This window comes from Mesorhizobium sp. M4A.F.Ca.ET.022.05.2.1, from assembly GCF_003998845.1.
Taxonomy (GTDB): domain Bacteria; phylum Pseudomonadota; class Alphaproteobacteria; order Rhizobiales; family Rhizobiaceae; genus Mesorhizobium.
Map to the genome: position 1 here is coordinate 1 of NZ_RZOJ01000051.1, position 24,664 is coordinate 24,664.

Below are 24,664 nucleotides of genomic sequence, written 5' to 3' on the forward strand. Positions count from 1 at the left end.
ATGTAAGGCAGCTGTCGCGGTCGTGCCGTTCAGCATGCAGATACCATCAACCCGTCGCTACAATTGATGCGACAAGTGTCCTCGAATGACATCGCGAGGTCCGCTGTGCCGGAGTAGGCGGACCTGTCGCACCGACTCCTACACTCCTCTGGTGGTCGCTGACGCCTAGGCTGCAGCCAAGGTGGACTAGCTGCCACGAAAGCGGCACCCTACTGCACCATGTTCTCGCACTCAACCATTGGCTGATGTTCCGAAGTGTTAATCATATAGACGTTTCCATCGGACCCCAGCATGAACATCATGCACCAGGGGATAGGCTTGGCGATCTTCTTCAGTTCATCCATCTTCGCAGGCTCGATAATAGTTGATTTTGCCATGCGACCATCGGGCATGACTGCAATGACCTCACTGTTTACCATCGCTTCCAGAGGCGTTGCGGTCCCGGCGACCGCCGATTCAATCGAGGTCGCCGTGAGAAATGCACACATCATTGTCTGATAACTACGCATATGACTCTCCTTTGAAGTGAGCGGTCCCGACAGTCTGTCTATATGCCAAGCCTCAAGCCTACTGCGTCTCGAACGGAAAGATCGACTTCCAGTCTTTCCTCACGTCGACAACCAGCCAGCCATTCGGCCCCGCGGCTTCGAGCACGGCATCGAGAAGGCCGTAACCGGTGTTGCGGTCATAGGCATATTCGCGTTGCGCATCGGTGTGATGGATGACGACGCCGAGTCGAGGACCCGGAGCCGTCGTCGTCCACTGCAGCATCTCGAAATCGATGTCGGCGTTGCCGAAGGCGGCGATGGGGCGGCGACCAACACTCTCGTAGAAGCCAGCCGGTCGACCAGCACCGTCGCCGATCCTACTCATCTCGGGTAGCCGCGTCAGCTGAGGTCTGCCGCTGATGAACTCGTATTTCGTCCTGATCGTGGATCCGATGACATGATCAGGCTGAATGCCATAAACGGATGCCACCCAGGGACGCATAAAATCGGCGCTGTTTCCGGAGACGATGTAGATCTCGAACCCGCTCCGTCTAAAGTAGTCGATGACCTCAAGCATCGGCTGGTAGACGAGATCGGTCGATGGTCGACCAAAGCGGGCATCTCGCGTGTCGGCCATCCAGCTCATCAGAACCGTCTGGTAATCGTCGGTGGCCCACCCTTCATGGGACGCGACTAGAATCTCGGCAAAGCCGCGCTCGCCGATACCCGCGAGATAGCTTGTGTCTCCTGCCAGGGCTGCTTTGAACGGCTGCGTCGTATCCCAATCTGGATGCTTCCACACGTTGGCCGAGACACAAGCGAGTTCGAACGCTACCTGGGCAGGCACCGGCTGCTCCACCCAGAGGGTGCCGTCATTGTCAAATACAGCGATACGCTCCTGGATCGGTACGAAATCGGAGGACCCTTCGGTCGTGACCCGCTCGACGAAGGTAACGATCGCCGCCTTGGTCGGTCCCTCGTTCCAGGACGGCAGCGGATCGGCCAGCGCCGCGGTAATAGAAAGCACCGCGAATGCAGTGGCCAGCGCGATGCCGGCAACGGATGGCAAGTGGCAGCGGGTTGCGAACATGACCAATCCTTTCTCTTTTTCACGACAGCGAGCGGCGCCAGCCTTTGCCGACGTTGGCGTCTAAGGCCCATTCGGTCACGAAGCCTTCCCGAAATTTTGCCGAAATCAGCCGGCTGCAGGCCGAAACGACACTGAATGCCGATCCTCAAGGCAGCGTGCATGTGCTAGCTTCTGCTGGCGAAGAGCGCGGAGAAGCTTTGCGCAGGGGCGCGCCGGATGGAGATCAGCATCGCATTCGCAATCAACGGGGTCACCGTCGATCTCGACAACGAATTGCTGACCGACGCGTCGGGCAGGACCGTCGGACTGCGCAGCCAGAGCTTCGCGGTGTTGCGCCATCTGAGCCTCAACGCCGACCAACTTGTCACAAAAGAGGAACTTGCAGCGGCGATCTGGCCCGGTATCGCCGTCACCGACGACAGCCTCGTGCAATGCATCCACGAGATCCGGTATGCCATCCGTGACGAGGGGCACACGGTGCTTAAGACGGTCCGCAAACGCGGCTACCGTCTCGTGCTCATGCCACACAGAAACTCGCCATCCGATAGCAGCGTGACGCTCGCCACTCGTGTGTTACCTAGGCCGAGACTGGCCGCCGTCGCAGTTGGCGCTTTCGCCTCCCTTCTCGCCGCAACGGTCGTTTGGCCACTGAGTTCAGGGCCTGCCGCCATCGTCGGCCCGGCGGACGGTGACGGCGGTGGCGCAGAACTCGTCGAGACCGCGAACCCGCAGGCGCATGACGCGCTTCTGCTGGGGCTTGAGCGCCTGCACCTCGAAACTCAGGAAGACACGCTCAAGGCGATCGCCTATTTCGAACAGGCGGCCAAGTACGATCCCGAATACAGCCGCGCCTATGCGGCGGTGGCGGCCGCGCAGCAGAAGATCATCCTGTCCAGCTGGAGCACCATCGACGGCACAGAACTCGACCGCGCTCACTTCAGCATGCGTCTCAACCTTGCCAAGGCGCTGAAACAGCCGACCTCGCTCGCTTATGCGGTGGCGGCCGAGCAGGCGCTTGTTGCGGGACATCCTAATGCCGCCTTCGGTCTGATCTCGAAGGCTAGGGAGGAGGCGCCCCACGACCCTGACGTGCTCATGGCCGAAGCATCGATCCTCAATGCGGGCGGCCGACCTGCCGAAGCGGAACTGGTGCTGCGCCGGGCCATTGCGCTCGACCCGAAGTTCGCGCCGGCCGCGCTGCGTCTCTTGGCGGCCGCCCTGTTCCAGCAGGGCAAATATCAGGAGGCGGTCGCGACCGTCGATCGCATTGCCGCGCAAGGCGCGGCGACGACGGGCGACTACATCACGCTGGTTGCGAGCCTCGGCCAACTCGGCGTCGACGATGGCGTGAGCCGTGCCGTGACCCGTTACAACGGCCTGGCAATTTCGGCCGGGAGGGATCCGATGACTGTGCAGGAGGCGCAGTGGAACTGGCAGGGCAACCTGTTCGGCTACGACCGTTCTGCCATCGACAGGCTGGCTGACGGATTGCGACGGGCAGGCGTACCGGAGGGCGCTGGAACGGACCTGCGTCTCGGCAGCTATTTGGACTTGGTAACGAGGGAAGAGGTCGGTCAATTCACAGTCAGGGGCGTGGACAGAATCGACGTGCTGACAGCCGGCGCACTCTTCGACCGCGGCGTTCGCTTCATCGATGTGCGACCGGAAGCCGGCTATGCCAACGGACATGTCCCGCGGGCGGTCAATCTCTCGGTCGTTACCCGGTTGTCGAGAGAAGAGCTCTTGAAGGTTGCGCGCCCGGACGACGAGGTCGTCTTTTATTGCAATAGCGGGTATTGCGAAATTTCGGCCATCGCCGCCGCGAAGGCGGTCCGATGGGGTTACAGGCGCGTCTACCTGCTGAACGGTGGCGTTCCAGCCTGGGAAAGCGCCGACTGTCCGGTCGAGGTCGCATCGCAGTAACTCGTGCCCATGCGCTTCTGGTCGCGCCGCAGGCCGAAATCCATCCGCCAGCCCGACTGATCCCATGCTTCAGGTCTTGGCCTTCGACAAGCGAATACCGAATGACTGATACGCAGTCTAACCGGTCATCGCGCGGTTAGCCCGCAAGAGCAGCTCCGGGTATCACGCTCGTGCTCCAGCGAGCCTGAGGAGTCCCCTTCTGATAAATCCTTGCCTCGAAGCTGCCAGCCCCAAGGCTTCCTAGCGGCATTGCAATATACAGCGGACAGTCCGAATCAATGAATGCGCCCGCGACATAGGCTTGCTGGACAGCAATGACGGGGTGACCCCCTATTTGGAGTGAGGTCACCTCGATCCTCGTCAGTTTGGTAGGGCCGCCACCGGTAACCTTCTCAAGCAATGCTGACGCGGCGCGTGACTTGGCCGTTGCTTTCCCAGTAGGTATGTTTCTTGGCGATAACCGCATCGTCCATCGCGGGCTGGACCTTGCCTGACATATCAGTGGCGCGCGAGGTGACCGTGTGCTCGCCCTTTGATGGGTCTTTCCAGTCAAGATACCAGACCTTCCACGCGAATTCAGCTTCTTCCGCATGGTCGATCGTCGCCTCGGTCCACGGGCCGTCATCAATCTTCACTTCGACCTTTGCGATTGGCGCACCCCAGGCCGCACCGCTGATACGGTACCCGGCATCGCTGCGCGTCACCCTGGCAGGCGCGGACTTCAGCAATGCGCGTCCTACCGAGGTCTCGGCCCACACCGTCTCGCCATTGTGCTCTTCCTCACGGATGGTGACGTAGTCTCGTGCCATCAGCAGACTCATGAAGCGCCTGTTGCGTATCTCAATGCGCTTGAGCCACTTGACGTTAGCGATGCCGTACCAACCGGGCGCGATGAGTCGCACCGGGAAACCGTTGGGTGCTGGCAGAGCGGCACCATTCATCTCGTAGCACAGGATGTTGTTGGGGTTCGTCGCATCGGCGAGCGACATGCTGCGGGCGAAATTCTGATGCATCTTGACGTCGCGATTATCGTCCTTGAGAGCGATGTCGCCGACATCAGTGCCCCAGAAAACAACTTCGATGCCGTCTTCTTTCACGCCTGCCTCTTCAAGAATGGCGGCGAGCGGTGTGCCTGACCAGCGTGCGTTGCCAATGCCGCCGGTAAAAAATGGAAAACCATGATTGCCCGAGCATTCCACCGTGAAAACCACCTCCTGGCGCGGCCGCGCCTTGAGGTCGGCAAGCGACAGGCTCAGAGGCTTCTTCACCAACCCATCGATTTCCAGCTTCCAGGAATCCGCATCAATGGTTGGCCGATCAAAATGCGCGATACTGAAGAACTTCTCATTAGGCGTCACCCAGGAATCCAAATCCTCCCAGACAAGCTGGCTCTGGATGACCGCCGGAACGGGATTGGGCTGCGGCTGATCAAGCCACGGGATCACGGTTTCACCCGCTCGGCTTGGAAAGGCTCGGGCAAACCGTGAGTGGAAGATAGCCAGCGCCGCGAGGGCCGCGCTGCCTTTAGCGATGAATTCGCGTCATGGAAGGTAATACATGATGATTTCTCCTCCAGTGAAAAGCTGTTTTCTCCTCCAGTGATAAAAGTGATGGCGGCCGGAATAGCGCAAACGAGAGGCCGGCCGAGGCGGCAGTCTTGAGAGCGCGCGGAACAACGCGAGTTGGAATCGCGCCAGATCTTAAGGCGGAGTCTCCCGCTCTCCGTTGCCGGCTCCGTCAGGTCCCAGCCAGCAGTTGTTAAGTATACGCCTGATCTACGTTCAGGCGAGCGCGACGCGCCGACGCTCCGGAGTAGTCGAGGGAGTTGATCGGATATACGCTTCTCAATCACCGTATCGGCCCAGGGAGAGCCAGATGCGTGAAATGATTGGAAGCGTGCTCATCTATTTGGCTGCTCTCACGACCGCCCAAGGCGGTCCGCTTCACGAGGGGGCCAAGAACGGGGACCTTGCCGCTATCGCAGCGGCCCTCGATGCAGGGGCGGCCATCGAGGAGCAGGACAAGGGAGCCACTCCTCTCTTCCTGGCAGTTCGCAGCCACCATCCCGAGGCGGCGGTGATCAAGCGCGGCGCGGGTGTGAGCAAGCAGTCGGCGCTCGGTCTGCCGATCACCGTTGCTATCCTGAAGGGTTACGCCGACCTCATGCAACTGTTGACGTTCGAGGCGCACCCGATGAAACTGACCGGCTGAACGTGATCGCCTATCTGCGAACACTCGCCGACTCGCCGTTTCCACTGCCCTGAGCTGCATTGCGCCCGGCCTTCGCCCCTGGCAGTTATGGGCGAGCCGACGTATTCTCTTCGAATTCCATGTTCCCACCGGTTAGCTCGAGACATAGAGCATCGCAAATTGCGTCCGCTATCGATTCCCGGATACCCTAAGCTGACCTATCGCTTTCGGCCCGATGCTGCCGATCTGCAACGCGCCACATTGCGGTCATTCTCGCCGCCATTCACAAAAGCCGATATGCTATTTGCGGGCCCAGACACATTGCGCCGAATAGGGACGTTGGATGGGGTCTGCTCCTGACGTCCCAATCGGGGTTAGCAAACTGGCGCGACGGGTCCTAACGTGTGATCGGATAGTGTAAGGCCTGCCCCGCGCAAGGAGCCTCAAGGATCTCGACCTGACCTTTTGCGACCTCCGTGACAAGTATCTTTTTGCCATCTCGCGAAAAGGCGAGGTTGGTAGGGCAAGGACCGTCAAGCATCATCCGATCGGCCACTCGGCCATCTCTGTCGAGAACGGTCACGTTCTGCTGTCCATAGACAGTGCAATACAGGCGGCCGTCGACACCGAACTTCATGCCGTCGGGGCCTTTGAACCCCTTCTGATCGTCTTCTTGTAAGACGTTACCGAAAACTTCGCGGACCGCTGTTTTCGAACCGAACACATCGTAACGGTAGACTTCGCCAGTGAAGGAAGCGTTGGCGTAGAGTGCGTCGTCGGCATCGAAGGCTATGCCATTGGTGAAGCGGATCCTGCTATCGACTAGACGCTCAATTTTTTTCGATTTGGGATTGATCGCGTAAACGCGTCCATCCCATGCGAGGTCCATAAATCCCTCTACGATGTTCTCACCATCCAGAAAATCGGCGAGTGCCATGCCCGAATCCGTCATGTACAGGAGGCCATCCGGACCAAAGGCCAGATCGTTCGGAAAATAGAAGCGGCCGTGTTTGTCATCACCCTCGAGCCGCTTCACTTCTCGGCCGTCCGGGTCGATGCAGACAAGGGCACGGAGGCCGGCTTCCGCTACCCAAATCAATCCCTCGCCGTCGATCGCAAGGCCGTTCGGGCGACCGCCCGTCTTCTTGACAACTTGCCTTGATCCGGTTGGGGTCAGTTTCGTGACGTTGAGCGTGTCGTGCGACATCTCTGTTATGTACATTGAGCCGTCAGGCAACGTGACCGGACCTTCTGGAGCGCTAACATCGGCTGCGAAAATGCGCGATCCCATTCCCATTCTCCCTGCTACCCAGTTTGGTTGATTGTCGAGTTGAAGCGGTCGGCGTCGGCCTCTGGCGCGTCCTGGGATCATCCTGGGCACTCGAGTTCCCGAATACCAATCTCGTACCAGAGTGGACACTCGCAAAGGATGCGCATGGGTCTATTCGAGACTTCAATCCCACTTGGTTGACTGTCTGCTATCGCTTTTTTCGAAGCCAGAAGCCGACAGTCCGCTGTCGGCCCCATATCAGACGTGACCGCCTCGGCCGTAGCGATCAGCTTAGAGATTTCCCGAGAGCAGACATCGACGATAATGACACTGGAGGTCGTAGTTGCGCGCCAACAGCGGACGTTGCTGCTCGACAGAAGCGATCACACCTCCGTCATCGTTTCGCGAACAGGGCCTTGGTGTCAGATTGAAGAGACCAGTGAAGAAGCGCGCTTTGGGTTTCCGCCACCCAGCCGTCCGCGCCGATCTCCGTGAAAATCTCCAGGGAGCTGTGCAGCATTGCCCTTGCCTTGTCTCTGTCCGCCGCAAGCTCGAACCGGCCGAAGGCGAGCAGGCTCTGGGCGAGCTCGGGTCGGGACTGGATTGTCTGGAGGACGTCGACGCTTCTGCGGAACTGCCCGTCCGCCGATTGGCGGTCGCCCCTCGCCTCGTAGGCCTGGCCGAGCGCGCGGCGGGCAGCGCCGATCTCGAGCCTTGCCGTCACACGCTCGGCCAGCTCCAGCGCGCGTTCCGCCGCTTGCAGCCCTGCCGCGGCGTCCCCTTCGGCGAGGTGCAACTGGCTCAAGGCGATGTGCGGATAGATCTTGCAGAAATCGTCGTCGATCCGGCGAGCCACCGTCTTCATCACCGGATCCAGGAAGGCCCTGGCGTCGGCAATACGGTTCAGCTTCAGGCAGGCGATGGCTGCCCAGCCCGAGGCCCACAAGACGACGCTCCACCTCGCGTTCTCCCAGGCCGTGGAGAGGTTCTGCTCGACCACCTCCACCGTCCGCTGCCAGAGTCCCTTATAAAGCAATGGCTCTGCTTCCATCGCCAGCCATGAGCGCACCCCGACGTCCTGCGTCGACGCGGCGATCTCCCGGCCCATCTCGGCGAATTGCAGAGACCGCTGCAACCACCCGGCGCGGGCATTGTAGCAACGGCCAGCACCTGCGGCGAGCGAACCGAGCTCTTCCAGGGGCCCGATTTCCTGCAACAGCGCCGCGGCCCGTTCGATCTTGCCGAGTGATTCTTCAAGCCGTCCGGTATTGCCGAGGAAGTTGGCATAGCGGAACGCAACTTCGGCCTGGCGCGCCGCATCTGCGAAACCGGCATGTCGTTCTGCGCTGACCAGCAAGGACTCTTCCAAACAATCCATTCCTTTAATGGACTGCAGCCCCGCCAAGGCCGCGATGTTTCCGTCAGCAAACGCGATCGCTTTGTCGACCTGGTGAAGCGCTTCGACCCGCTCCTCCCTGGTCGCGTACTGGCGGCCACACCTGACCCGCGCCAGGAATGTCTCGAGGTAGGTTCGCCGGTTCTCCGCCGTGTCGGGAAGGTGTTCGAGAGCATTGATGGCGCGCCGGTAATGCTCAGCCGCCTCCCAACGAGCGCCTCGACCCTCGGCTCTCGCGCCGGCCGCGAGCCGGCAATCCAGGACTTTCTCCCAGGCGTTCGCACGCTCGTGGTGATAGGCCAGCAACGCCGGATCGTCGGCTCGAACGTGAGCGAGAGCGGCCGCGATGCGCTCGTGCAGCTCCCTGCGGGTATCACGAAGCAGGCTGCCATAGGCCGCGTCCTGAAGAAGGGCGTGCCTGAAGACATACGCCGCTCCCGAGGCGGTTTGCCTGCCGATCAGCAGCCCGGCATCAACCAGTGCATCCAGGGTGATTTGCAGCTCGCCGCCATCGAGATCGCATACACGTTCCAGAAGCTCGGTCGTGAACTCGCGACCGATCGCGGCGGCGGTCTGATAGACCCGCTTTCCGGTGGCGAGCCGATCGAGCCGGGCCATCAGCATATCCTGGAGCGATGCGGGCACGCCCCGCTCGAGAGCGCCGCCGGCGCTCGGTTGACGCTGTGCCTCGATCAGGGCCCTTGCCATCTCCTCGAGAAACAGCGGTATCCCGTCGCTCCGATTGACGATCTCCTCGACTACACGCTCCGGCAGCACATCCGAGTCCGCGAGCGAGTCGATCACCTTCTCGCACTCGCGCCTGGTTATGCGGTTCAACACAAGCGTCGTGACATGAGGCTGATCCGCCCATGCCACGCTCACTCCAGGGCGCGAGGTGACGAGCAACAGGACCGGCAGGGTCGCGACCGTGTCGACGAGGCGGTTGAGAAACTCGAGCGTCGACGGGTCGCACCAATGCAGGTCCTCGAAGACGACAACCGAGGGGCCGTTAGCGCAGGAATCCTTCACAAGCCCCGCAAGCACCTCAAACGTTCGTTCTGTCCGCTGAACCGCATCCAGACCCGGCGAGCTGTCTTCTCCAGTCGTGGGGATCGAGATCAGAGCCGCGAGCAATGGCAAGGCGGCTCCGGCTCTTTCGGCGGACCCGGGAAGCATCGCCGCCAGCCTGCGCAGCTTCTCGCCCGGATCAAGGTTCGGGCGAATGTCGGCCGCCTGCTCGAGCTGCGTGACCAGAGGGTAGAACGCCCGGTCCGCGTGCGAGGGCGAGCACTGGTAGGTCAGGCGCGCGTGGGGCCGGTCCAGCAGCCTGGCTCGCACCGCCTCGCAGAGCCGCGACTTGCCGATGCCCGGCTCGCCCGAAATGAGGACGACCTGGCCCTCGCCTGCCGCCGCTTGCTGAAATCGCCTGGTCAGCAGTTCGACTTCGTCGTCACGCCCGATCAGCTGCGTATAGAGCCGGCCGTGCAGGGCTTCGAAGCGGGTCTCCCTGGCCGCCTTGCCGAGGATGCGCGAAGCCCGTACGGGCTCGGGAAACCCTTTCAGGAGGTGCTCGCCGAGATCGGCGGTCTCATAGAGGTTGCCTAGCAACTGTCGCGTGCTCGCCGCGACCACCACCGTTCCGGATTCGGCGATGCCTTGCAGCCGCGCCGCCAGGTTCGGTGTTTCGCCGACCACGGCGCGCTCGCGCGCCGTTCCGGTGCCGGTCGTCTCACCGACCATGACGAGGCCTGTCGCGATACCGACCCGAACGGCAATCGGTCCTCCGATTGCGGTGTCCAGTGTCGAGATCGCCGATGTCAGTTCAAGAGCTGCCTCGACGGCGCGCTCGGCATCGTCCTCATGAGCACGCGGCCAGCCGAAATAGGCCAGGACCCCGTCGCCCATGAACTTGGCGATGTGCCCATCCCATCGCGCGACTATCCTTGTGCAGCCGGCGTGATAGGCACGTATCACGCCGGCCACATCCTCGGGATCGAACTCGACCGAGAGCGGCGTCGAACCCACGAGGTCGCAGAACATCACCGTCAGCTGCCGGCGTTCGGGCGATACTTCCTGCGAGGCGCCGGCATGGCCGGCTGGCTCCGCGGCTGCTTCGTCGCCCCGCTCGATGTCAGGCAGCGAAAGGCTGGCGATCGCCTTCAGAAGCCGGCGCCGGTCACCGACCGCGGCAACACCGATCTCCTTGAGATCGTCGGCTGTCAGGCTCGGCAGCACATCGGAAGCGATCCTGTTGCTGGCAAACGCTTCGACGTACTCGCCAAGACCCTTGCCCTCCAGCCACTTGGCGATGTCGCGCATGGCGGTTCCTCAACTGGGGTGCGGCTAGCGACGAACGTACAGGGGCCGACCTTACTCAGCGTCATCCTCGCTCGCACTGTGTCGGATATGCAAGTCAATTGTCCGCTGCTTGCGAATTCCGAAGTGGTTCTAGCACCGAAGTCGCCGCGCCCGATCGCACCTCCTGAATCTAAACAAGAGTAACCATTGGATACCATTCGGGAGCTCGAGGAGCTTGGTGCCAGAGAAAGGGGGCCGAATGTCTGGAATGGAAACCCGTGGGTCCGTCTGATCCAGGCGAATGTCCGCTTGTTCGCCTTTGGCTACGCAAAGCGCACCGACGGCTCCCGGCCCCGTTCCAGCCATTGCTATTGATCAACGGAACTGACGGAATGGGCAGGCCAATGTTGGCCTTTTGTGATTCATAAAAGGCACTCTGGAACAGCAATGCCGACAACTGGTCGTCGCGAAAAAGCGCACGCGAAGCGCACTCGTCGAGGTACTTGGCCTTACAGCTTTTGCGCCAGATAGCGCACCGCCTTCATCGGAGTCTGGTCGCTCTGGGCGCAGACAGATCCGTGAACTCATTCACCGGATCAGATCCCAAAACGTGAGGCGGCGAACGCCTGTTTTGACGAAGCGCGTCGGTCCCTAACGTTACCACTGCTAGGCCGAACTTTGGGCATGTCCGGCTACTTGAGAGCCGACATCGAAGCGGCCCTCACATTGGTTAGCCGTGCCTAATATGCGTTTGGCCAAAAGGGGCGGATAGACCGCCCCGTTCTTGCCGACAGCCGGCAGGGCTCACCACCGATTTTCAGGCGCGCTTCCGGGCGGGTTCCAAGCCTACGGCGGCGGCTAGTCCTCCGATATCCTTGATCTCGGTGTATTCATAGAAAGGATTTGCGGGTTCGTGACCGCGGTTGACCCAGACCTTGTTTTTGATCCCCAGATCATAGGCTGGCATCAGGTCGTAGCGGAAGGAGGAGGAAACATGAGTGATGTCTTCGGGACCGCAGCCGAGCTTATCGAGCATGTATTCAAAGCCCTTCATCAGCGGCTTGTAGGCGCCAACCTCTTCAGCGGTGATGACGGTGTGAACGGGCGCGCCGAGCTTTTCCACATTCGACATGATCAGGTCGTTCATCGAGTTCGACAGGATCACCAGTGGGATTTCCTTGGCCACCTTGGTGAGTCCTGCCGGGACGTCCGGGTGCGGACCCCACGTTGGCACTTCGTCATAGATGCGTTGCGCGTTTTCGGGTTTGAACTGGATACCGATGCGCCTGCAGCTGCGTTCAACGGCATTGTGTACCACCTCGCGGAAAGGCTTCCATTCGCCCAGCACCTCGTCCAGGCGATAGCCTCTGAAAGCCTCGACGAAACTGGCCATCGCCTCAACGGAGAGACGCTCGGCGTACACACGCCGCGCTGCACCAGCCATATCGAAGTTGGTCAGCGTACCGTAGCAGTCGAAGGTTACATATTTCGGTATAAAGGTGGTCATGACGTGTGTTCCCTTTAATTCGACGACACAGAATGCCTGCTCGAGGCGCACCAGCGTGGTAAGAAATACAGAATGTCATTTGCCAAATCTTCGTCATTTGAGGCGGATTCTTTTGAATTTGGCCATTTACTTGGCAGATTATCTTCTGAATCTCCATCGCTAGTGAGTAGCGATCGCGTCAATCGGCAAGTGCGCTTTAACGATCGGCGATTTCAGCACCACGAAGCTGAAATATTTGTCGATCCCGATATTGAGCTCGAGCAAGCGCTCCATGATCGCCTGATACTCACTGATCCCCGCTGTGACGAACTTCGCCAGATAATCGTAGCCGCCAGACACAAGGTGACACTCGATCGCGCTATCGATCTTCTCGACCGTCGCGAGGAACCGCGAATAATCTGTGGGGCGATGGTTCTTGAGCGTGATCTCGGTAAAGACCGTCACTGTCTGACCCAGCTTGGCCAGGTCGACCCGAGCGGAATAGCCTACGATGAAGCCCTCCTCCTGCAGCTTCTTCACCCGCATCAAGCACGGGCTTGCCGAGAGGCTGACCAGGTCCGCAAGCTCGACGTTCGAGATCCGCCCGCTCTTCTGCAGCTCAGACAGGATCTTGATGTCGATTTTGTCGAGCTTCATGTGGGAACTCCGTCCCATATTGGTGCCTCGGGTGGCCTGGCTCCTCGCACCGGTGACGCTGCATAGCTGCGGGCGGGCCATTTTGCTCGCGCGCGCCCAGCTAGACCCCCCATCAACGCCCTCTGCGTGGGGATGTCGAGCGTGGCGACGGACGCCGATGCGGTAGCGACGCGGTTACCTTCAAGGCATCTGATCAGTTTCATTTCATTCCCCATTTTCACATCGGCCACCCCACCCAGGCCGAGCGCCGCGCCGGCTGCCGCATTCCGGTTCCGCCGGAGCACAAAAGCACAGCGAAGCGGTGATTGCAATAGATTGTCCAACAATTCATAGGGAGCGTCAACCGTCCAGCCAGTTTTCGTCAGCGTTGCTATATCGCGAACAGCGCCTGGATCACGACTTGGTATACCATTGATAATCCCCACTATTATTACTCCTTCCAGGTAAAGAGCATCCAAGCCAGTTGCATGATCGTGTCGAAAATTGGGTCAAAATTGGGCTGCGACCTTCGATCCTAAAACGGCAACCGTCTCGATTGATAAACAAATTGTTGTACAAAAATGGAAATGTGAGGTAGTCAAGCCTCCGGCGCTGCGCACTCTTGCGGCAGCATATCAATTGAGTGGAAGATGGGTCACAATCATCAGGTTCAGCCGGCCCGCGCCTCGGAGCTTTCCGAGGCGTGCCATCCTGTGGGTGCGGCCGAAGCAGAAGAAATCGCCAAACTTCTATATGGCTTGCGTGGCTCGGCCACACGTTTTGAAACCGAGAAAGACGACACGTTCCTCTTCGACTGCGCCGGTCGAGGGAAGTTCGTGCTGAAGATCGCTCATCCTTCCGAACGGGTGGAGGAACTCGATTTCCAGGTCGCGCTGTTGCGCCATCTCGAGCAGCGGGCTCCTGACCTACCCATCCCCCGTGCACATCGCGGCGTCGACGGCGCGGATTTGCCCATCGTCACGACCAGTGCCGGCGAGCGGCGCGTGGTGCGGCTCATCACCTTCCTCTGCGGTGCGCCGCTCGACCGGACGACTTCCACCGCCCCACAGCGCGAACGGATTGGCGAGGTCTTGGCGAAGCTACGTCATTCAATGGCTGATTTTTCCCATCCCGCAGACGATCGGAAGCTGGCATGGGACGTCACCCATCTGCTCGATCTCTCCGATCTGTTGGGCTTCATTCCAGAGGGCGGCAAGCGGGCGTGGACGGCCCGCGCGCTTGAGCGGTTTGCCGAGATCAAGCCGCGGCTCGACCTGTGCCGGCGGCAAGTGCTCCACAACGACTTCAATACGTCGAACCTGGTCGTTGACCACGCCAGCCCGCAGTTCCTGACTGGGGTCATCGATTTTGGCGATGCCGTCCGCACCGCCATCGCGGTCGACGTGTCCACTGCGTTGATGAATCAGATGCCAAAGACCATCGACCATGCGAACCGGCGTGACCTGTTCGATGAACCGCGCGATGTTCTGCGCGGCTATCTTCGCTACGCCGAACTGACGGACGAAGAACTCCGCCTTATCCCTTTCCTGGCGATGGGCCGACTTGCGGTCCGCGCGCTTCTGACCTGCGGGCGCGCCGAGATATCCCCGGAGAACCGCCGCTACATCCTGCGCCACACCGAAGCCGGGTGGGCTCATCTCGAGTGGTTCAACTCGGTGTCGACCGCACAAATATCCGATCTTCTGACCCGAGAGGAACCGTAATGCCCAAACAAGCGACTACCCTGCCCAAGGGCTACCGTGGCGACATGGCCAATGGCTTCAACCCTCAGGACGCGTCTCATCTCTCAGGTGAAGACATGGCGCATGTGGCCAGGCGGCAAAGGCTGCTTGGCCCCGCTTATCGGCTATTCTACAGATCGCCGGTGGAGATTTCTCGCGCCAAGGGCGTCTTCCTCTATGACAAGCACGGCAACGAATATCTCGACGCCTACAATAACGTCGTATCGCTAGGTCACTCTCATTCACGCGTCGTCGAGGCTATCCAGAAGCAGCTCGACGTCCTCTGCACCCACACGCGCTACATGCAGGAACCTCTGCTGGACTATGCCGAAGCCCTGATCAATACATTCGGCGGCGAACTCGGCCGCACCGGATGTGCGATGTTCACCTGCACTGGCTCCGAGGCCAACGATCTCGCCTTGCGCATCGCGCGATACCACACGGGCAAGACTGGCGTCATTGTCACGGCCGAGGCCTATCACGGCAACAGCGGTGCAGTGGCGGCAATCTCGCCGTCCCTCGGGAAGAAGTCGGCCCTCGATCCCTACGTTCGAACGGTCGCCGCGCCTGATTCCTACCGTCTGCCCGTCGACGAAATCGGGCGGCGGATGGCGGAGGATGTTGCGCGACAGATTGCCGACCTCGAAAGGCATGGCGGGGGCCTCGCTGCCTTCATCGCCGACTCCGTCTTCTCCTCCGATGGTCTCTATGTCGACCCCACGGACGCGTTGGCGCCGGTGGCGGAAGTAGTTCGCAAGGCTGGAGGCCTGTTTATAGCCGACGAAGTACAATCCGGTTTCGGGCGGACCGGTACCCACCTTTGGGGGCACGCCCGGCACAAGGTCGATCCGGATATCGTCACGCTTGGAAAACCTATGGGCAACGGTTATCCCGTTGCGGGCTTGGTGGTGCGGTCCGAACTCGTGACCGAATTCGGGTCCAGCATGCGCTACTTCAACACGTTCGGTGGCAACTCCGTCGCCATCGCCGCTGCGCAGGCCGTGCTCGACACGATCGTCGAAGAGGGTTTGATGGACAACGCTGCCAAGGTCGGCGGCGAAATCCTCGACGGCCTCCGCGACCTGCAAAACAAGTACGAATTCGTCGGCGATGTTCGGGGGACGGGCCTCTATTTCGCCGTCGAACTCGTCAAAGATCGCGACCGGAAGGCTCCGGACATGGACCGTGCGCTAGCGGCCGTCAACGCCTTGCGCGACCGGCGCATCCTCATTTCCGCGACGGGCGCAGATGCCAATATCCTCAAGATTAGGCCTCCGCTTGTCTTCACATCGTCCAACGCAGGACGTTTGCTCGAGGGCCTCGACGAGGCGCTTCGGTCCGTGCAGAAGTAGGGTGCGATACAGCATGATCTTCCTTGCCCTACATCGCCGCATATGGCGTAGCTGCACGCGCAACATCGACGACCAAGGCCATGAAGCAAGTCCAAGACATAGAAACCAACGCTGAGCCTTTCCCCGTTAGCGCGGTAGAAGCCCTGACGCACGACTTGCGAGGGCGCATCTTGTCGGGAGATTTCCAGCCTGGCGAATTCCTCCGCGACGCGAGGATGTGCGAGGAGCATTCGACCTCACGGCACACATTCCGTACGGCGGCCCAGGTACTCGTTACCCAGGGCTTGCTGCGTCAAATACCGAACCGAGGGTTCGTGCTGCCCGAATTCGGACCTGACGACATTGTCGACATCACACGTGTGCGGGGCGCCATAGAGGGCGAAGCCATTCGTTTGATCGTGCTGACCGGAGTCATTCCGCCCTTGGCGCTTAAGGCGGTCGCGGTCATGCACGCCTCGACCCTGTCCTCTGATAGGTCCGCGCTGGTTACCGCGGACCGCGACTTCCATCGCGCCATTGTCGCTGCGAGTGGGAGCGTCCGACTGGGGCGAACCTATTCGGGCCTAGAAGGCGAGATCGAGCTTCTCCTCGTCCAGCGGCAGGATTTCTATGGGACGGCTGAGGAAATGGCGTTAGAGCACGAGCGGCTCATCAACGGCCTGAGAAGCCGCCACTACGACACCGCCCGAGAAGCTTTCAAGGAGCACTGGGAAGATCTCCAGATCAAATTGCTTGATCAACGCTGACCAGCCCGCTCTGAGGATTTGAGAACTAGAAACGATAGCTGCCAGGCGGCTCTAAGCCGCCGGTTCGACGCCGACAAGCGCAAACGCGAGTTTTTCAACGCCACCGGGCGAAAGCGGAGCCTGCCCACAAGTGCGATAACGAGCACGCGCGCATGTTGCGCCGCTCGACGCCGAACTGGAACTCGGTCGGCGCTGAGCAGCTCTTGTCGATCAAACGGTCAAAAACCCAAACATCTTGCGAAGTCCTGGATGATTTCGGCAAATTCTATCGAGCGCACGATGCGATGAAGGGCTGATCGGAACTTTGCTTCCGCATTCTTGGCAGCCGAGGTTGGTTTGAACATGTCGCCCCGCGTAGAACGCATTCACAGCGATGAGCGTCTCCCGGCCGAGGCCGACGTCGTCATCGTCGGCGGGGGTATCCTCGGGTCTACGGCCGCCTATTACCTGGCGAAGCGTGGCCTCTCTGTGGCGCTCCTCGATAAGGGCCACGTCGCCTGTGAACAATCGAGCCGAAACTGGGGTTGGTGCCGACAGCAGAACCGCGACCGACGCGAATTGCCGCTCTCGGTGATGTCCATGCGCCTGTGGGACGAACTCACGCGCGATATCAATCGGGACCTCGGATTCCGACGCTGCGGTCTCGTCTATGCGACCCACGACGAGGCTGTGCTCGCCGGTTGGGAAAGGTGGCGCGAGGTCGCCAGGGAGTACGAGGTCGACACCCGAGTACTGAGCCGGGCGGAGGTGGCCGAGCGCGTCCCCGAAGCGCGCGACAAATGGGTCGGCGGGACCTATTCGGAGCGGGACGGCAAGGCCGAACCTGCGCTCGCCGCGCCGGCTATCGCCGAAGGGGCCAGAGCTCTGGGCGCCACGATCCACCAGGGATGCGCCGCGCGGGCGCTCGACTTGACCAATGGCAAGATTGCGGGCGTGCACACCGAGAAGGGCCACATCAGAACCAGCGCCGTGCTGTGCGCCGCCGGCGCCTGGTCCTCGCGCTTTCTTCGGCCGCTCGGGATCAGTTTCCCCCAAGCGAGCATTCGGCAGACCGCACTGCGTTCCACCCCGACAATCAACATAGGCGAGGCGATCTCGACCCCCTACTGCACGATCACACGCCGACTGGACGGCAGCTATACGCTTGCCATCAGCGGCAAGGCAAACCTCGAGATTACGCCCCAGGCTATCCGGTACGGCCGGCGATTCATGCCGCAGTTCTTGCGCCGCCTGAAGAACGTCAGGCTCGGCGTCGGTCATTCGTTCGTTTCGGGTCCGGATTCAATGCAGGCGCTGCTGACCAACGATGATCGGATATTCGAACAGAATCGCGTGCTGGATCCACCGCCCTTGAAATGGCTGGTGGGCCAAGTGGTGGAGAGTGTCCGGAAAACGTTTCCCCAACTTCGCGAAATAGAGATTGATAGCGCCTGGGGTGGCTTCGTCGATTGCACGCCGGACGCGGTGCCTGTCGTCTCGCAGATCGACGGGGTGGAAGGTCTCGTCCTCGCGGCGGGCTGCTCGGGTCACGGCTTCGGTTTGGGCCCGGGGCTCGGCTATCTGGCTGCAGAGCTTGTCGTGAACGACACACCTTCCGTCGATCCCACACCGTTCCGGCTGTCGCGTCTGGTCGACGGCTCGAAGCTGGACATCGCCGCCATCTGAAGAGCCGGAAATCAGGCACGCCAAGCAAGGTCAAGGTGTCGGCAGTGAGCGGGACCCCCACGTTCCCGAGCCTGTCGGGAATGAAGCAAACCGGTACGAGTCGCATCAGAATGCGCTTGGGAGCACCTCGCTCGATCAGCCTTACCGGGCCACCTCATCGGGCCCGGTGTCCAGGATACTGCCATCGCCATTTCGCGCTCGGGGCCACGCCGAGGCAGGGGCTGGATCGGTCATTTCTATTGATGGGGCAGGGTATGCCGGCCTGACAATGTCTTCGGAAATATTCACGATCATTAGGATCCCGGTAGTGGCAGGCGGCAATCTGCTATGATGGCCCTCCTGCTCCGGGCTTTCGAGTTGTCGGCGAACGCTCCGCGTTTACTAGAACGTGCTCGGATTCAGCTGAATGCGTGGCTGGCCAGCCCGTAAACCCAAGGTTCGTTGTGTTCTCTGTTGAGGAAGCGGCGCCCTTTGGACATGGTCGTAACAGATTCCGCGATTTCAAGGCCGCTCTGCTGGAGGAACTCGGCAAACGCGCCGTCCGTTTCGCGCGTGTCGACGCGGACGAACCGCCCGATCAGATTTTTCAGATGCACAGCTGTAAGATGGATCGCGTCGAGTTCGTCGCGCGCGACGATCGGGCCGACTACTAAACCACCCCCGAATTCGCGACACATGGAATACCCGACGATCTCGCCGCTACGGCTCAAAGTGCAAATTGAGGCATCCGCGGCGAGCAACGCGAGCAGCTTCTCGCGGTTTGTCCCAAACGCGCGGGTATCCAGCGCCGTGATCTCCTGCAGCCTATCGCTCGACAAGGCCTTCAATTCGCCGTCCAAGTGCGGAGCCGGGAGCGACTGTGAGACCTCGCCTTGGCGCAAGTATACAGTCGCCTCGGCAGTGAAGCCGAGTGAGACATAGAGAGGATAAGCAGCGTGGGTGGCGTTGAGCGTCAAGCTCCGATCGCCACACTCTTTCAGAACCAAGTTCATGAGCCATCGACCACCTCCTTGGGCTTGCGTGCGGGGCGTTGTGATGACCAAACCGATGGTGGCGAAATCGTCCCCATGGGGAAACCACATCGCACTGCCGAAAACGCGTCCGATCCCGTCCACAGCAACGATGCCGCGGCCGGCACGGCGCAGCAGTTCCCAATCCTTTGGCCGATGCGGCCACCGGACCGAAATCGAGAGCGCATGCAGCAGCTTTACGTCGACATCATCAATGTCGCGCGCGACCAGTTCGAAAGATTTCAGGTGCACTGATCTTTGCATTTAGGTCGACCCGCTCCTTTATCAAATTGCCAAGCTCGCGAGCACGTCTCGATCGGGTGCCTGTTGCACGGTTTTGCAGCCCTCTTTTGCCCCAAAGTTGCACTCGAAGGCCAGCAAGTTTCGCTGGTTCTGACCTAATATTCAAAATCTTCAGCCAAAGCGCAGCGCCGTTCGGCAGGGAATGCTCCCGCGGGCTGCGACATTATCTGCATCCGATGAATAGCGCTGGCGAGCGGTACTCGTGAATGTCGAAGAAGTTTTCGCGAAGCTGATCGCATTTTCCGCAGCCCCAGCATGCATACGGCTGCGCGATCGCTGGTGGAGAATACCCGGCGTCACCGCGCCTGGGAGAACTGATCGGCCTCGCCGATCGGAAACTTGGCTGCCAACAGGAAACCTCACATGTCACTTCTGATCTCGATCGACACGAATCCCGCCTTCACGCCGAAGCAGTCATTGCCGTTGCCGGAGCGACTCATCTCCGGCGCTCCATCCTTCAAGACTTGGGCGCAGGACGCTTCGAAAAGTGAGAAGGTTCTGGCTGGCGTCTGGGAGGCGACACCCGGCGTTACGCATTCGGTAAAAGGCAGCACCTACGAGTTCTGTCACATCATTTCGGGTGTGATTGAAATCGAGGAGAAGGACGGCGAGACCAAGACTTATCGCGCCGGCGACAGTTTCGTGATGAAACCTGGCTTTGTCGGCGTGTGGCGCACGATCGAGACCGTGCGCAAGATCTACGTAGTGGTGAATGACTAATTTCAATGCACAAGATCCCGCCGAATAGAGCGGCCGCGATTGCAGCACGATCGGCTTTCGAAGTCCTGGCTGACGCAATGTGATCACGGTCAGAGGGCGCAATCTCAATGAAAAATGCGGTGGGCTCTCCACTATCATCAGATACCGCGACGTAGAGCTTCGATCGGTTACAGGAAACTGTGTTCATCGGGAATAAACGGGCGTGGACGGACGGCGCGCTGGAAATGCACGATCCGTCCGTTAGCAACTGGGCGCGCTTGGGCGACCTTCCGAGCGGCGGCTTGGTTCTAGCAGCAGCAGGATATCGGGCGGGAAACCTGTTTCGCCCGGCAATTTCAAGAGAGCGCTCATCGATCACGGATTCGCGAAAGATACGATTGCGGCGACACGCGGACGAATTCCATCGTGCAAGGCGCGCCGGCGGCATCGGCTGAAAGGACAAATGACGATCATGAATGCAATCACGAAGATTGGTTTCCTGAAGGATGCGGACCTGTTTCGCCAACGGGCGCTCATTGGAGATGTTTGGCAGCATGCGCACAGCAATAAGACGGTCGATGTGACCGACCCAGCAAGTCTGGAAGTCCTTGGAACGGTGCCCGATATGGGCATTGATGAAACAAGGGCAGCGATAGACGCGGCGCAGGCGGCGCTTTACGACTGGAAGGCCAGGACCCATGCCGAACGCGCAGCATTTCTGGAAAGCTGGCATAGTCTAATACTGGAAAATGAGGCTGACCTGGCATTGCTGCTGACGCTGGAACAGGGCAAGCCTTTGGCGGAGGCACGCGCCGAAATCCGCTATGGCGCCTCCTTCGTCAAATGGTTCGCCGAAGAAGCACGCCGGATCGGTGGCTCGACAATTCCGTCGCCCACGCCCGATCGCCGCATTCTGGTGCTGAAGGAGGCCGTCGGCGTCTGCGCCATCATCACGCCGTGGAATTTCCCCAACGCGATGATCACGCGCAAGGTGGCGCCGGCGCTGGCTGCGGGTTGTACGGTTGTCATCAAGCCGTCGGAATTTACACCATTCTCGGCACTGGCGCTCGGCGTTCTGGCGGAACGGGCAGGTATTCCGCCCGGGGTGATCAACATTGTCACCGGCATGCCCACCGAAATCGGCAACGAACTGATGGCGAACGGGACGGTGCGCAAGATCTCGTTCACCGGCTCGACGCGCGTCGGTGCGCTGCTCATGCGTGGCGCTGCCGATAGCATCAAGCGGCTGAGCCTCGAGCTCGGCGGCAATGCGCCCTTTATCGTGTTCGATGACGCCGATTTGGACAAGGCAGTTGATGGGGTGATCGCATCCAAGTTCCGCAATGGCGGTCAAACCTGCGTCTGCGCGAACCGGATTCTCGTGCAGGAAGGCGTTTACGACGCTTTCGCCGAAAAGCTGAGCCAGCGCGTCGCGCGGATGAAGGTTGGCGCAGGGACCGACGAGGGTACTGAGATCGGCCCAATGATCAACGCGGCCGCGATCGACAAGATCGAGCGTCACATCGCGGATGCGAAAGAGAAAGGCGCGCAGATCATCGCCCAAAGCGAGGCAGTGCCCGACGGCAAGCAATATGCACGGCCCGTCGTGCTGGGAGAGGCCACTACCGAGATGCTCCTGGCATCGGAAGAGACGTTCGGTCCGGTGGCCCCGCTTTTTCGCTTCGACACGGAGGACGCGGCCATCGCAATTGCGAACAATACGCCGTTCGGCCTTGCCGCTTACTTCTATACAGACAATCTCAAACGGTCATGGCGTGTTGCCGAGGCGTTGGAGTTCGGTATGATCGGGCTCAACACAGGCATGATCTCGACCGAGGTTGCGCCTTTCGGCGGTGTCAAGCAGTCAGGACTTGGCCGCGAAGGATCGCAGCTCGGCATCGAGGAATATCTCGAGATCAAGACCTTTCATGTTGGCGGGCTTGGTTAGTTTCTGCAGAGACTGAACGCGTAGGGGCGCGCTGGAACAACAGAAAGGGGCGGTGGAGACCGCCCCTTTCTCTATTTCGACCAGGTGTCACTCACGTTGCTCGAGAGGACTTCGGTTTGAAGGGAGCGGCGGCATGCTGCTCTCTGGGTTGAAGACCGGGAGCTGCCTTCTCATCTGTCGAAAATGGTATCGAGTGGCAAATGGGACTTCGCGATCGGTGACTTCAGCACGACGAAGCTGAAATATTTGTCGATTCCAATATCCAATTCGATCAAACGCTCCATGATCGTCTGGTATTCAGTAATCCCAGCTGTGACAAACTTCACAAGATAGTCGTAACCTCCTGAAACCAGGTGGCATTCTATGACCGACTCTACCTTCTGAATGGCGGTTAGAAATCTCGCGAAGTCGTTATGCTGATGATGCTTGAGCGTCACTTCGGTGAAAACCGTCAAAGTCTGCCCCAGCTTCGCGACGTCGATCTGGGCAGAATAACCGGTGATGAAACCTTCTGCCTGAAGTTTTTTCACCCGCATAAGGCAAGGGCTCTGTGAAAGGTTGACCAAGTCGGCAAGCTCGACATTCGTGAGCCGCCCGTTCTTTTGCAGTTGTGCTAAGATCTTGATGTCGATCCTGTCGAGCTTCATCGTAAACCTGTCACACGTTCGAACCGCGGGTCGTCCGGCAGACGTCATCGATCGCTTCGTGCGTGGTCGCTGTCCTTCGCACATCCGGCGTCAGCACGCCTTCGCTCGAGACCGTTTCCACGGCCCTTATCAACCGTATGGCCGCTGGGCTCTCGCCCAGATGTTCAAGCATCCGGGCGGCGGTACAGAAGGTGGCGATGGAGTTGGCGATACCTTTGACAGCAACGTCGAAAGCTGAGCCGTGAATTGGCTCGAACATCAAGGGATACCGATCGGGCTCAACGTTTGCGGTGGTGTCCACCCCCAGGCCCCCCGCCAGCACCCCTGCAATGTCGGACAATATATCGCCATGAAGGGCGGTGGCGACAATCGTGTCGAGGTTGCGAGGTTTGAGCGTCATACGCACCGTCATAGCATTAACCAGTATCTTGTCCCACGCGGCGTCACTCCCGCGACATCTCGGCCGCGATCTCATCCCACATTACCACGCCGTGGCGCTGTGCGTTGGATTCCGTGACCACCGTCAGAAACTTTCAGAGCGGCGACTGCAACAGCCGAACGAACCCGCTCGCGTGGCTCGAATGCCGGAATAGGCGCAGAGTGAAATACCAATTTGGGCGCCCTCTGCGGAAGTTCCTGCTGCCTGCCTGCTAAGTTTCGGGGATTCTATCGGCCAGGAAGAGTCACACTCATCGGTGACTAAGGTCCTTTACTCCCTGGACAGTCGCCAAGAGCCAAGTAGGCGGCAGGCTTCAGGAGGGGAGGCTTGGAAAGTGAGCCTGAGAGTTCGCGATAGGGAACGGTTTGACCGATTGATCGCCTCGAGGCGGGATCGAAAACGCAATCCGCAGCGGGCTGAAGAGAGCGGCTGAAAAGGGAGAGGTCTTGATGATCGCCAGCATCCAAGCTGTAGCTCCTCATGAAGTGGCGCTTTCGGTGCGCGATCTGACCGTAAGCCTGCCGGCCGGCATGGAGCGGGTCCATGCGGTCGAGAATATCTCGTTTGATCTGAAACGCGGCCAGATCCTCTGCATCATAGGCGAGTCCGGATCGGGCAAGTCGGTCACTGCGAACGCGATCATGGGCCTTCTGCCAAAGGTGATCCGCCTGTCGTCGGGTGTCATCCAGTTGGAGGGAATGAACATCATCGGCATGTCGCCCGACAAGCTGCGCAACCTGCGAGGCCGGGTCGTGTCGATGATCTTTCAGGACCCGCTCTCGGCGCTCAACCCGCTGATGACCGTGGGCGCGCAGATTGACGAGGTGATGGCAGCGCATGGCTACGGCACGCCAGAAATCTGCCGCGACCGCGCCATTGAGCTGCTCACTGAAGTGGGGCTACCCGACCCCGAACTCATGTATCACCAGTACCCTTTCCGGCTTTCTGGCGGGCAGCGGCAGCGCGTCATGATCGCCATGGCCCTGGCGCTCGAGCCAACGGTGTTGATCGCCGATGAGCCGACCACCGCGCTCGACGTCACCACCCAGGCACAGATCCTGGAACTGATCCGCGACATTCAGCGCCGCAAGGGCATGAGCGTCATGTTCATCACCCACGATTTCGGCGTGGTGGCCGAAATCGCCGACAGCGTTGTGGTGATGGAAAAGGGCCAGATAGTTGAACAGGGCAGCGCCAAGCAGGTGTTGGGCTCTCCGAAGCATCCTTATACCCAGCGCCTGATTGCCGCCGTACCACATCTGACCGGCGAAGATCGCCCCCGTGCCGAGCCCGCCAGCAAGGAGCCGATCCTGAAGGTCGAGGGGCTGGTGAAGAC

General features: G+C 60.2%; 19 protein-coding genes and 1 pseudogene. 10 read left to right on the forward strand and 10 right to left on the reverse strand.

The genetic code is table 11. The features are described from left to right. Positions 1–209: 209 nt before the first annotated feature. On the reverse strand, positions 210–509 hold the full coding sequence (locus tag EN745_RS08675; RefSeq protein ID WP_127421023.1) for a hypothetical protein: 300 nt from the start codon (positions 507–509) through the stop codon (positions 210–212). A 58-nt stretch (positions 510–567) separates the two neighbouring features. After that, complete coding sequence (locus EN745_RS08680) at positions 568–1,578, reverse strand: HAD family hydrolase (protein ID WP_127421024.1); 1,011 nt, start codon at positions 1,576–1,578, stop codon at positions 568–570. A gap of 216 nt (positions 1,579–1,794) precedes the next feature. Between EN745_RS08680 and EN745_RS08685 the strand changes: the two genes are divergently transcribed. Beyond that, positions 1,795–3,501, forward strand: a complete 1,707-nt coding sequence (locus tag EN745_RS08685) for a rhodanese-like domain-containing protein (protein WP_127421025.1) — start codon at positions 1,795–1,797, stop codon at positions 3,499–3,501. 392 nt (positions 3,502–3,893) lie between these two features. Here the strand turns inward: EN745_RS08685 and EN745_RS08690 are convergent, their stop codons facing one another. Then, on the reverse strand, positions 3,894–4,946 hold the full coding sequence (locus EN745_RS08690) for a sulfite oxidase (protein WP_245487667.1): 1,053 nt from the start codon (positions 4,944–4,946) through the stop codon (positions 3,894–3,896). A 430-nt stretch (positions 4,947–5,376) separates the two neighbouring features. On the opposite strand from EN745_RS08690, the gene EN745_RS08695 reads away from it, so the two are divergent. Continuing rightward, the gene (locus EN745_RS08695) at positions 5,377–5,712 is read left to right on the forward strand and encodes an ankyrin repeat domain-containing protein (protein ID WP_127421027.1); all 336 of its coding nucleotides are present in this window, start codon (positions 5,377–5,379) and stop codon (positions 5,710–5,712) included. Between the two features lie 376 nt (positions 5,713–6,088). Here the strand turns inward: EN745_RS08695 and EN745_RS08705 are convergent, their stop codons facing one another. The 4 genes from EN745_RS08705 to EN745_RS08720 all read right to left on the reverse strand — a co-directional run bounded on the left by EN745_RS08705 (position 6,089) and on the right by EN745_RS08720 (position 12,798). Continuing rightward, positions 6,089–6,982 (reverse strand): SMP-30/gluconolactonase/LRE family protein, encoded by an 894-nt coding sequence (locus EN745_RS08705; RefSeq protein WP_127421028.1) that lies wholly within the window; start codon positions 6,980–6,982, stop codon positions 6,089–6,091. A 373-nt stretch (positions 6,983–7,355) separates the two neighbouring features. Then, positions 7,356–10,676: an AAA family ATPase gene (locus EN745_RS08710; RefSeq protein ID WP_127421029.1), complete on the reverse strand. Its 3,321-nt coding sequence runs from the start codon at positions 10,674–10,676 to the stop codon at positions 7,356–7,358. A gap of 796 nt (positions 10,677–11,472) precedes the next feature. After that, on the reverse strand, positions 11,473–12,162 hold the full coding sequence (locus tag EN745_RS08715) for a haloacid dehalogenase type II (protein WP_127421030.1): 690 nt from the start codon (positions 12,160–12,162) through the stop codon (positions 11,473–11,475). A gap of 159 nt (positions 12,163–12,321) precedes the next feature. Continuing rightward, the gene (locus tag EN745_RS08720) at positions 12,322–12,798 is read right to left on the reverse strand and encodes an Lrp/AsnC family transcriptional regulator (RefSeq protein WP_127421031.1); all 477 of its coding nucleotides are present in this window, start codon (positions 12,796–12,798) and stop codon (positions 12,322–12,324) included. 692 nt (positions 12,799–13,490) lie between these two features. Here EN745_RS08720 and EN745_RS08725 point away from each other — a divergent pair. The 5 genes from EN745_RS08725 (at position 13,491) to EN745_RS08740 (ending at position 18,282) form a co-directional block, all read left to right on the forward strand. Continuing rightward, positions 13,491–14,501, forward strand: a complete 1,011-nt coding sequence (locus EN745_RS08725) for a phosphotransferase (protein ID WP_127421037.1) — start codon at positions 13,491–13,493, stop codon at positions 14,499–14,501. After that, on the forward strand, positions 14,501–15,871 hold the full coding sequence (locus EN745_RS08730) for an aspartate aminotransferase family protein (protein ID WP_127421032.1): 1,371 nt from the start codon (positions 14,501–14,503) through the stop codon (positions 15,869–15,871). The genes EN745_RS08725 and EN745_RS08730 overlap by 1 nt, the downstream gene beginning before the upstream one ends. Before the next feature lie 80 nt (positions 15,872–15,951). Next, the gene (locus EN745_RS08735) at positions 15,952–16,617 is read left to right on the forward strand and encodes a GntR family transcriptional regulator (RefSeq protein WP_189362996.1); all 666 of its coding nucleotides are present in this window, start codon (positions 15,952–15,954) and stop codon (positions 16,615–16,617) included. A 152-nt stretch (positions 16,618–16,769) separates the two neighbouring features. Continuing rightward, positions 16,770–16,913: a hypothetical protein gene (locus EN745_RS36010; protein WP_189362995.1), complete on the forward strand. Its 144-nt coding sequence runs from the start codon at positions 16,770–16,772 to the stop codon at positions 16,911–16,913. A 46-nt stretch (positions 16,914–16,959) separates the two neighbouring features. Beyond that, the gene (locus EN745_RS08740; protein ID WP_127421034.1) at positions 16,960–18,282 is read left to right on the forward strand and encodes an FAD-binding oxidoreductase; all 1,323 of its coding nucleotides are present in this window, start codon (positions 16,960–16,962) and stop codon (positions 18,280–18,282) included. 398 nt (positions 18,283–18,680) lie between these two features. Here EN745_RS08740 and EN745_RS08745 read toward each other — a convergent pair whose 3' ends face one another. After that, positions 18,681–19,556: a GNAT family N-acetyltransferase gene (locus tag EN745_RS08745; RefSeq protein WP_127421035.1), complete on the reverse strand. Its 876-nt coding sequence runs from the start codon at positions 19,554–19,556 to the stop codon at positions 18,681–18,683. Positions 19,557–19,958: 402 nt separating this feature from the next. Here EN745_RS08745 and EN745_RS08750 point away from each other — a divergent pair, with 402 nt between their 5' ends. Further along, positions 19,959–20,315, forward strand: coding sequence for a cupin domain-containing protein (locus tag EN745_RS08750; RefSeq protein ID WP_127286285.1), 357 nt, complete (start codon positions 19,959–19,961; stop codon positions 20,313–20,315). Positions 20,316–20,766: 451 nt separating this feature from the next. Continuing rightward, positions 20,767–22,242 (forward strand): NAD-dependent succinate-semialdehyde dehydrogenase, encoded by a 1,476-nt coding sequence (locus EN745_RS08755; protein WP_127421038.1) that lies wholly within the window; start codon positions 20,767–20,769, stop codon positions 22,240–22,242. A gap of 170 nt (positions 22,243–22,412) precedes the next feature. On the opposite strand, the gene EN745_RS08760 is transcribed toward EN745_RS08755, so the two are convergent. Both EN745_RS08760 and EN745_RS08765 read right to left on the reverse strand, forming a co-directional pair. Next, the gene (locus EN745_RS08760; protein WP_127421036.1) at positions 22,413–22,889 is read right to left on the reverse strand and encodes an Lrp/AsnC family transcriptional regulator; all 477 of its coding nucleotides are present in this window, start codon (positions 22,887–22,889) and stop codon (positions 22,413–22,415) included. 10 nt (positions 22,890–22,899) lie between these two features. Next, positions 22,900–23,446: pseudogene (locus EN745_RS08765) on the reverse strand (isocitrate/isopropylmalate family dehydrogenase); the annotation flags it as partial. Positions 23,447–23,777: 331 nt separating this feature from the next. On the opposite strand from EN745_RS08765, the gene EN745_RS08770 reads away from it, so the two are divergent. Then, positions 23,778–24,664 (forward strand): ABC transporter ATP-binding protein (locus tag EN745_RS08770; protein WP_145991995.1); only part of this gene is annotated, 887 nt, incomplete at its 3' end.

Coding starts and splice junctions, on each gene's coding strand:
- EN745_RS08675 (WP_127421023.1), bottom strand. CDS start 509: ATGCGTAGTTATCAGACAATGATGTGTGCATTTCTCACGGCGACCTCG.
- EN745_RS08680 (WP_127421024.1), bottom strand. CDS start 1,578: ATGTTCGCAACCCGCTGCCACTTGCCATCCGTTGCCGGCATCGCGCTG.
- EN745_RS08685 (WP_127421025.1), top strand. CDS start 1,795: ATGGAGATCAGCATCGCATTCGCAATCAACGGGGTCACCGTCGATCTC.
- EN745_RS08695 (WP_127421027.1), top strand. CDS start 5,377: ATGCGTGAAATGATTGGAAGCGTGCTCATCTATTTGGCTGCTCTCACG.
- EN745_RS08705 (WP_127421028.1), bottom strand. CDS start 6,982: ATGGGATCGCGCATTTTCGCAGCCGATGTTAGCGCTCCAGAAGGTCCG.
- EN745_RS08710 (WP_127421029.1), bottom strand. CDS start 10,676: ATGCGCGACATCGCCAAGTGGCTGGAGGGCAAGGGTCTTGGCGAGTAC.
- EN745_RS08715 (WP_127421030.1), bottom strand. CDS start 12,162: ATGACCACCTTTATACCGAAATATGTAACCTTCGACTGCTACGGTACG.
- EN745_RS08720 (WP_127421031.1), bottom strand. CDS start 12,798: ATGAAGCTCGACAAAATCGACATCAAGATCCTGTCTGAGCTGCAGAAG.
- EN745_RS08730 (WP_127421032.1), top strand. CDS start 14,501: ATGCCCAAACAAGCGACTACCCTGCCCAAGGGCTACCGTGGCGACATG.
- EN745_RS08735 (WP_189362996.1), top strand. CDS start 15,952: ATGAAGCAAGTCCAAGACATAGAAACCAACGCTGAGCCTTTCCCCGTT.
- EN745_RS36010 (WP_189362995.1), top strand. CDS start 16,770: ATGTTGCGCCGCTCGACGCCGAACTGGAACTCGGTCGGCGCTGAGCAG.
- EN745_RS08740 (WP_127421034.1), top strand. CDS start 16,960: ATGTCGCCCCGCGTAGAACGCATTCACAGCGATGAGCGTCTCCCGGCC.
- EN745_RS08745 (WP_127421035.1), bottom strand. CDS start 19,556: ATGCAAAGATCAGTGCACCTGAAATCTTTCGAACTGGTCGCGCGCGAC.
- EN745_RS08750 (WP_127286285.1), top strand. CDS start 19,959: ATGTCACTTCTGATCTCGATCGACACGAATCCCGCCTTCACGCCGAAG.
- EN745_RS08755 (WP_127421038.1), top strand. CDS start 20,767: ATGAATGCAATCACGAAGATTGGTTTCCTGAAGGATGCGGACCTGTTT.
- EN745_RS08760 (WP_127421036.1), bottom strand. CDS start 22,889: ATGAAGCTCGACAGGATCGACATCAAGATCTTAGCACAACTGCAAAAG.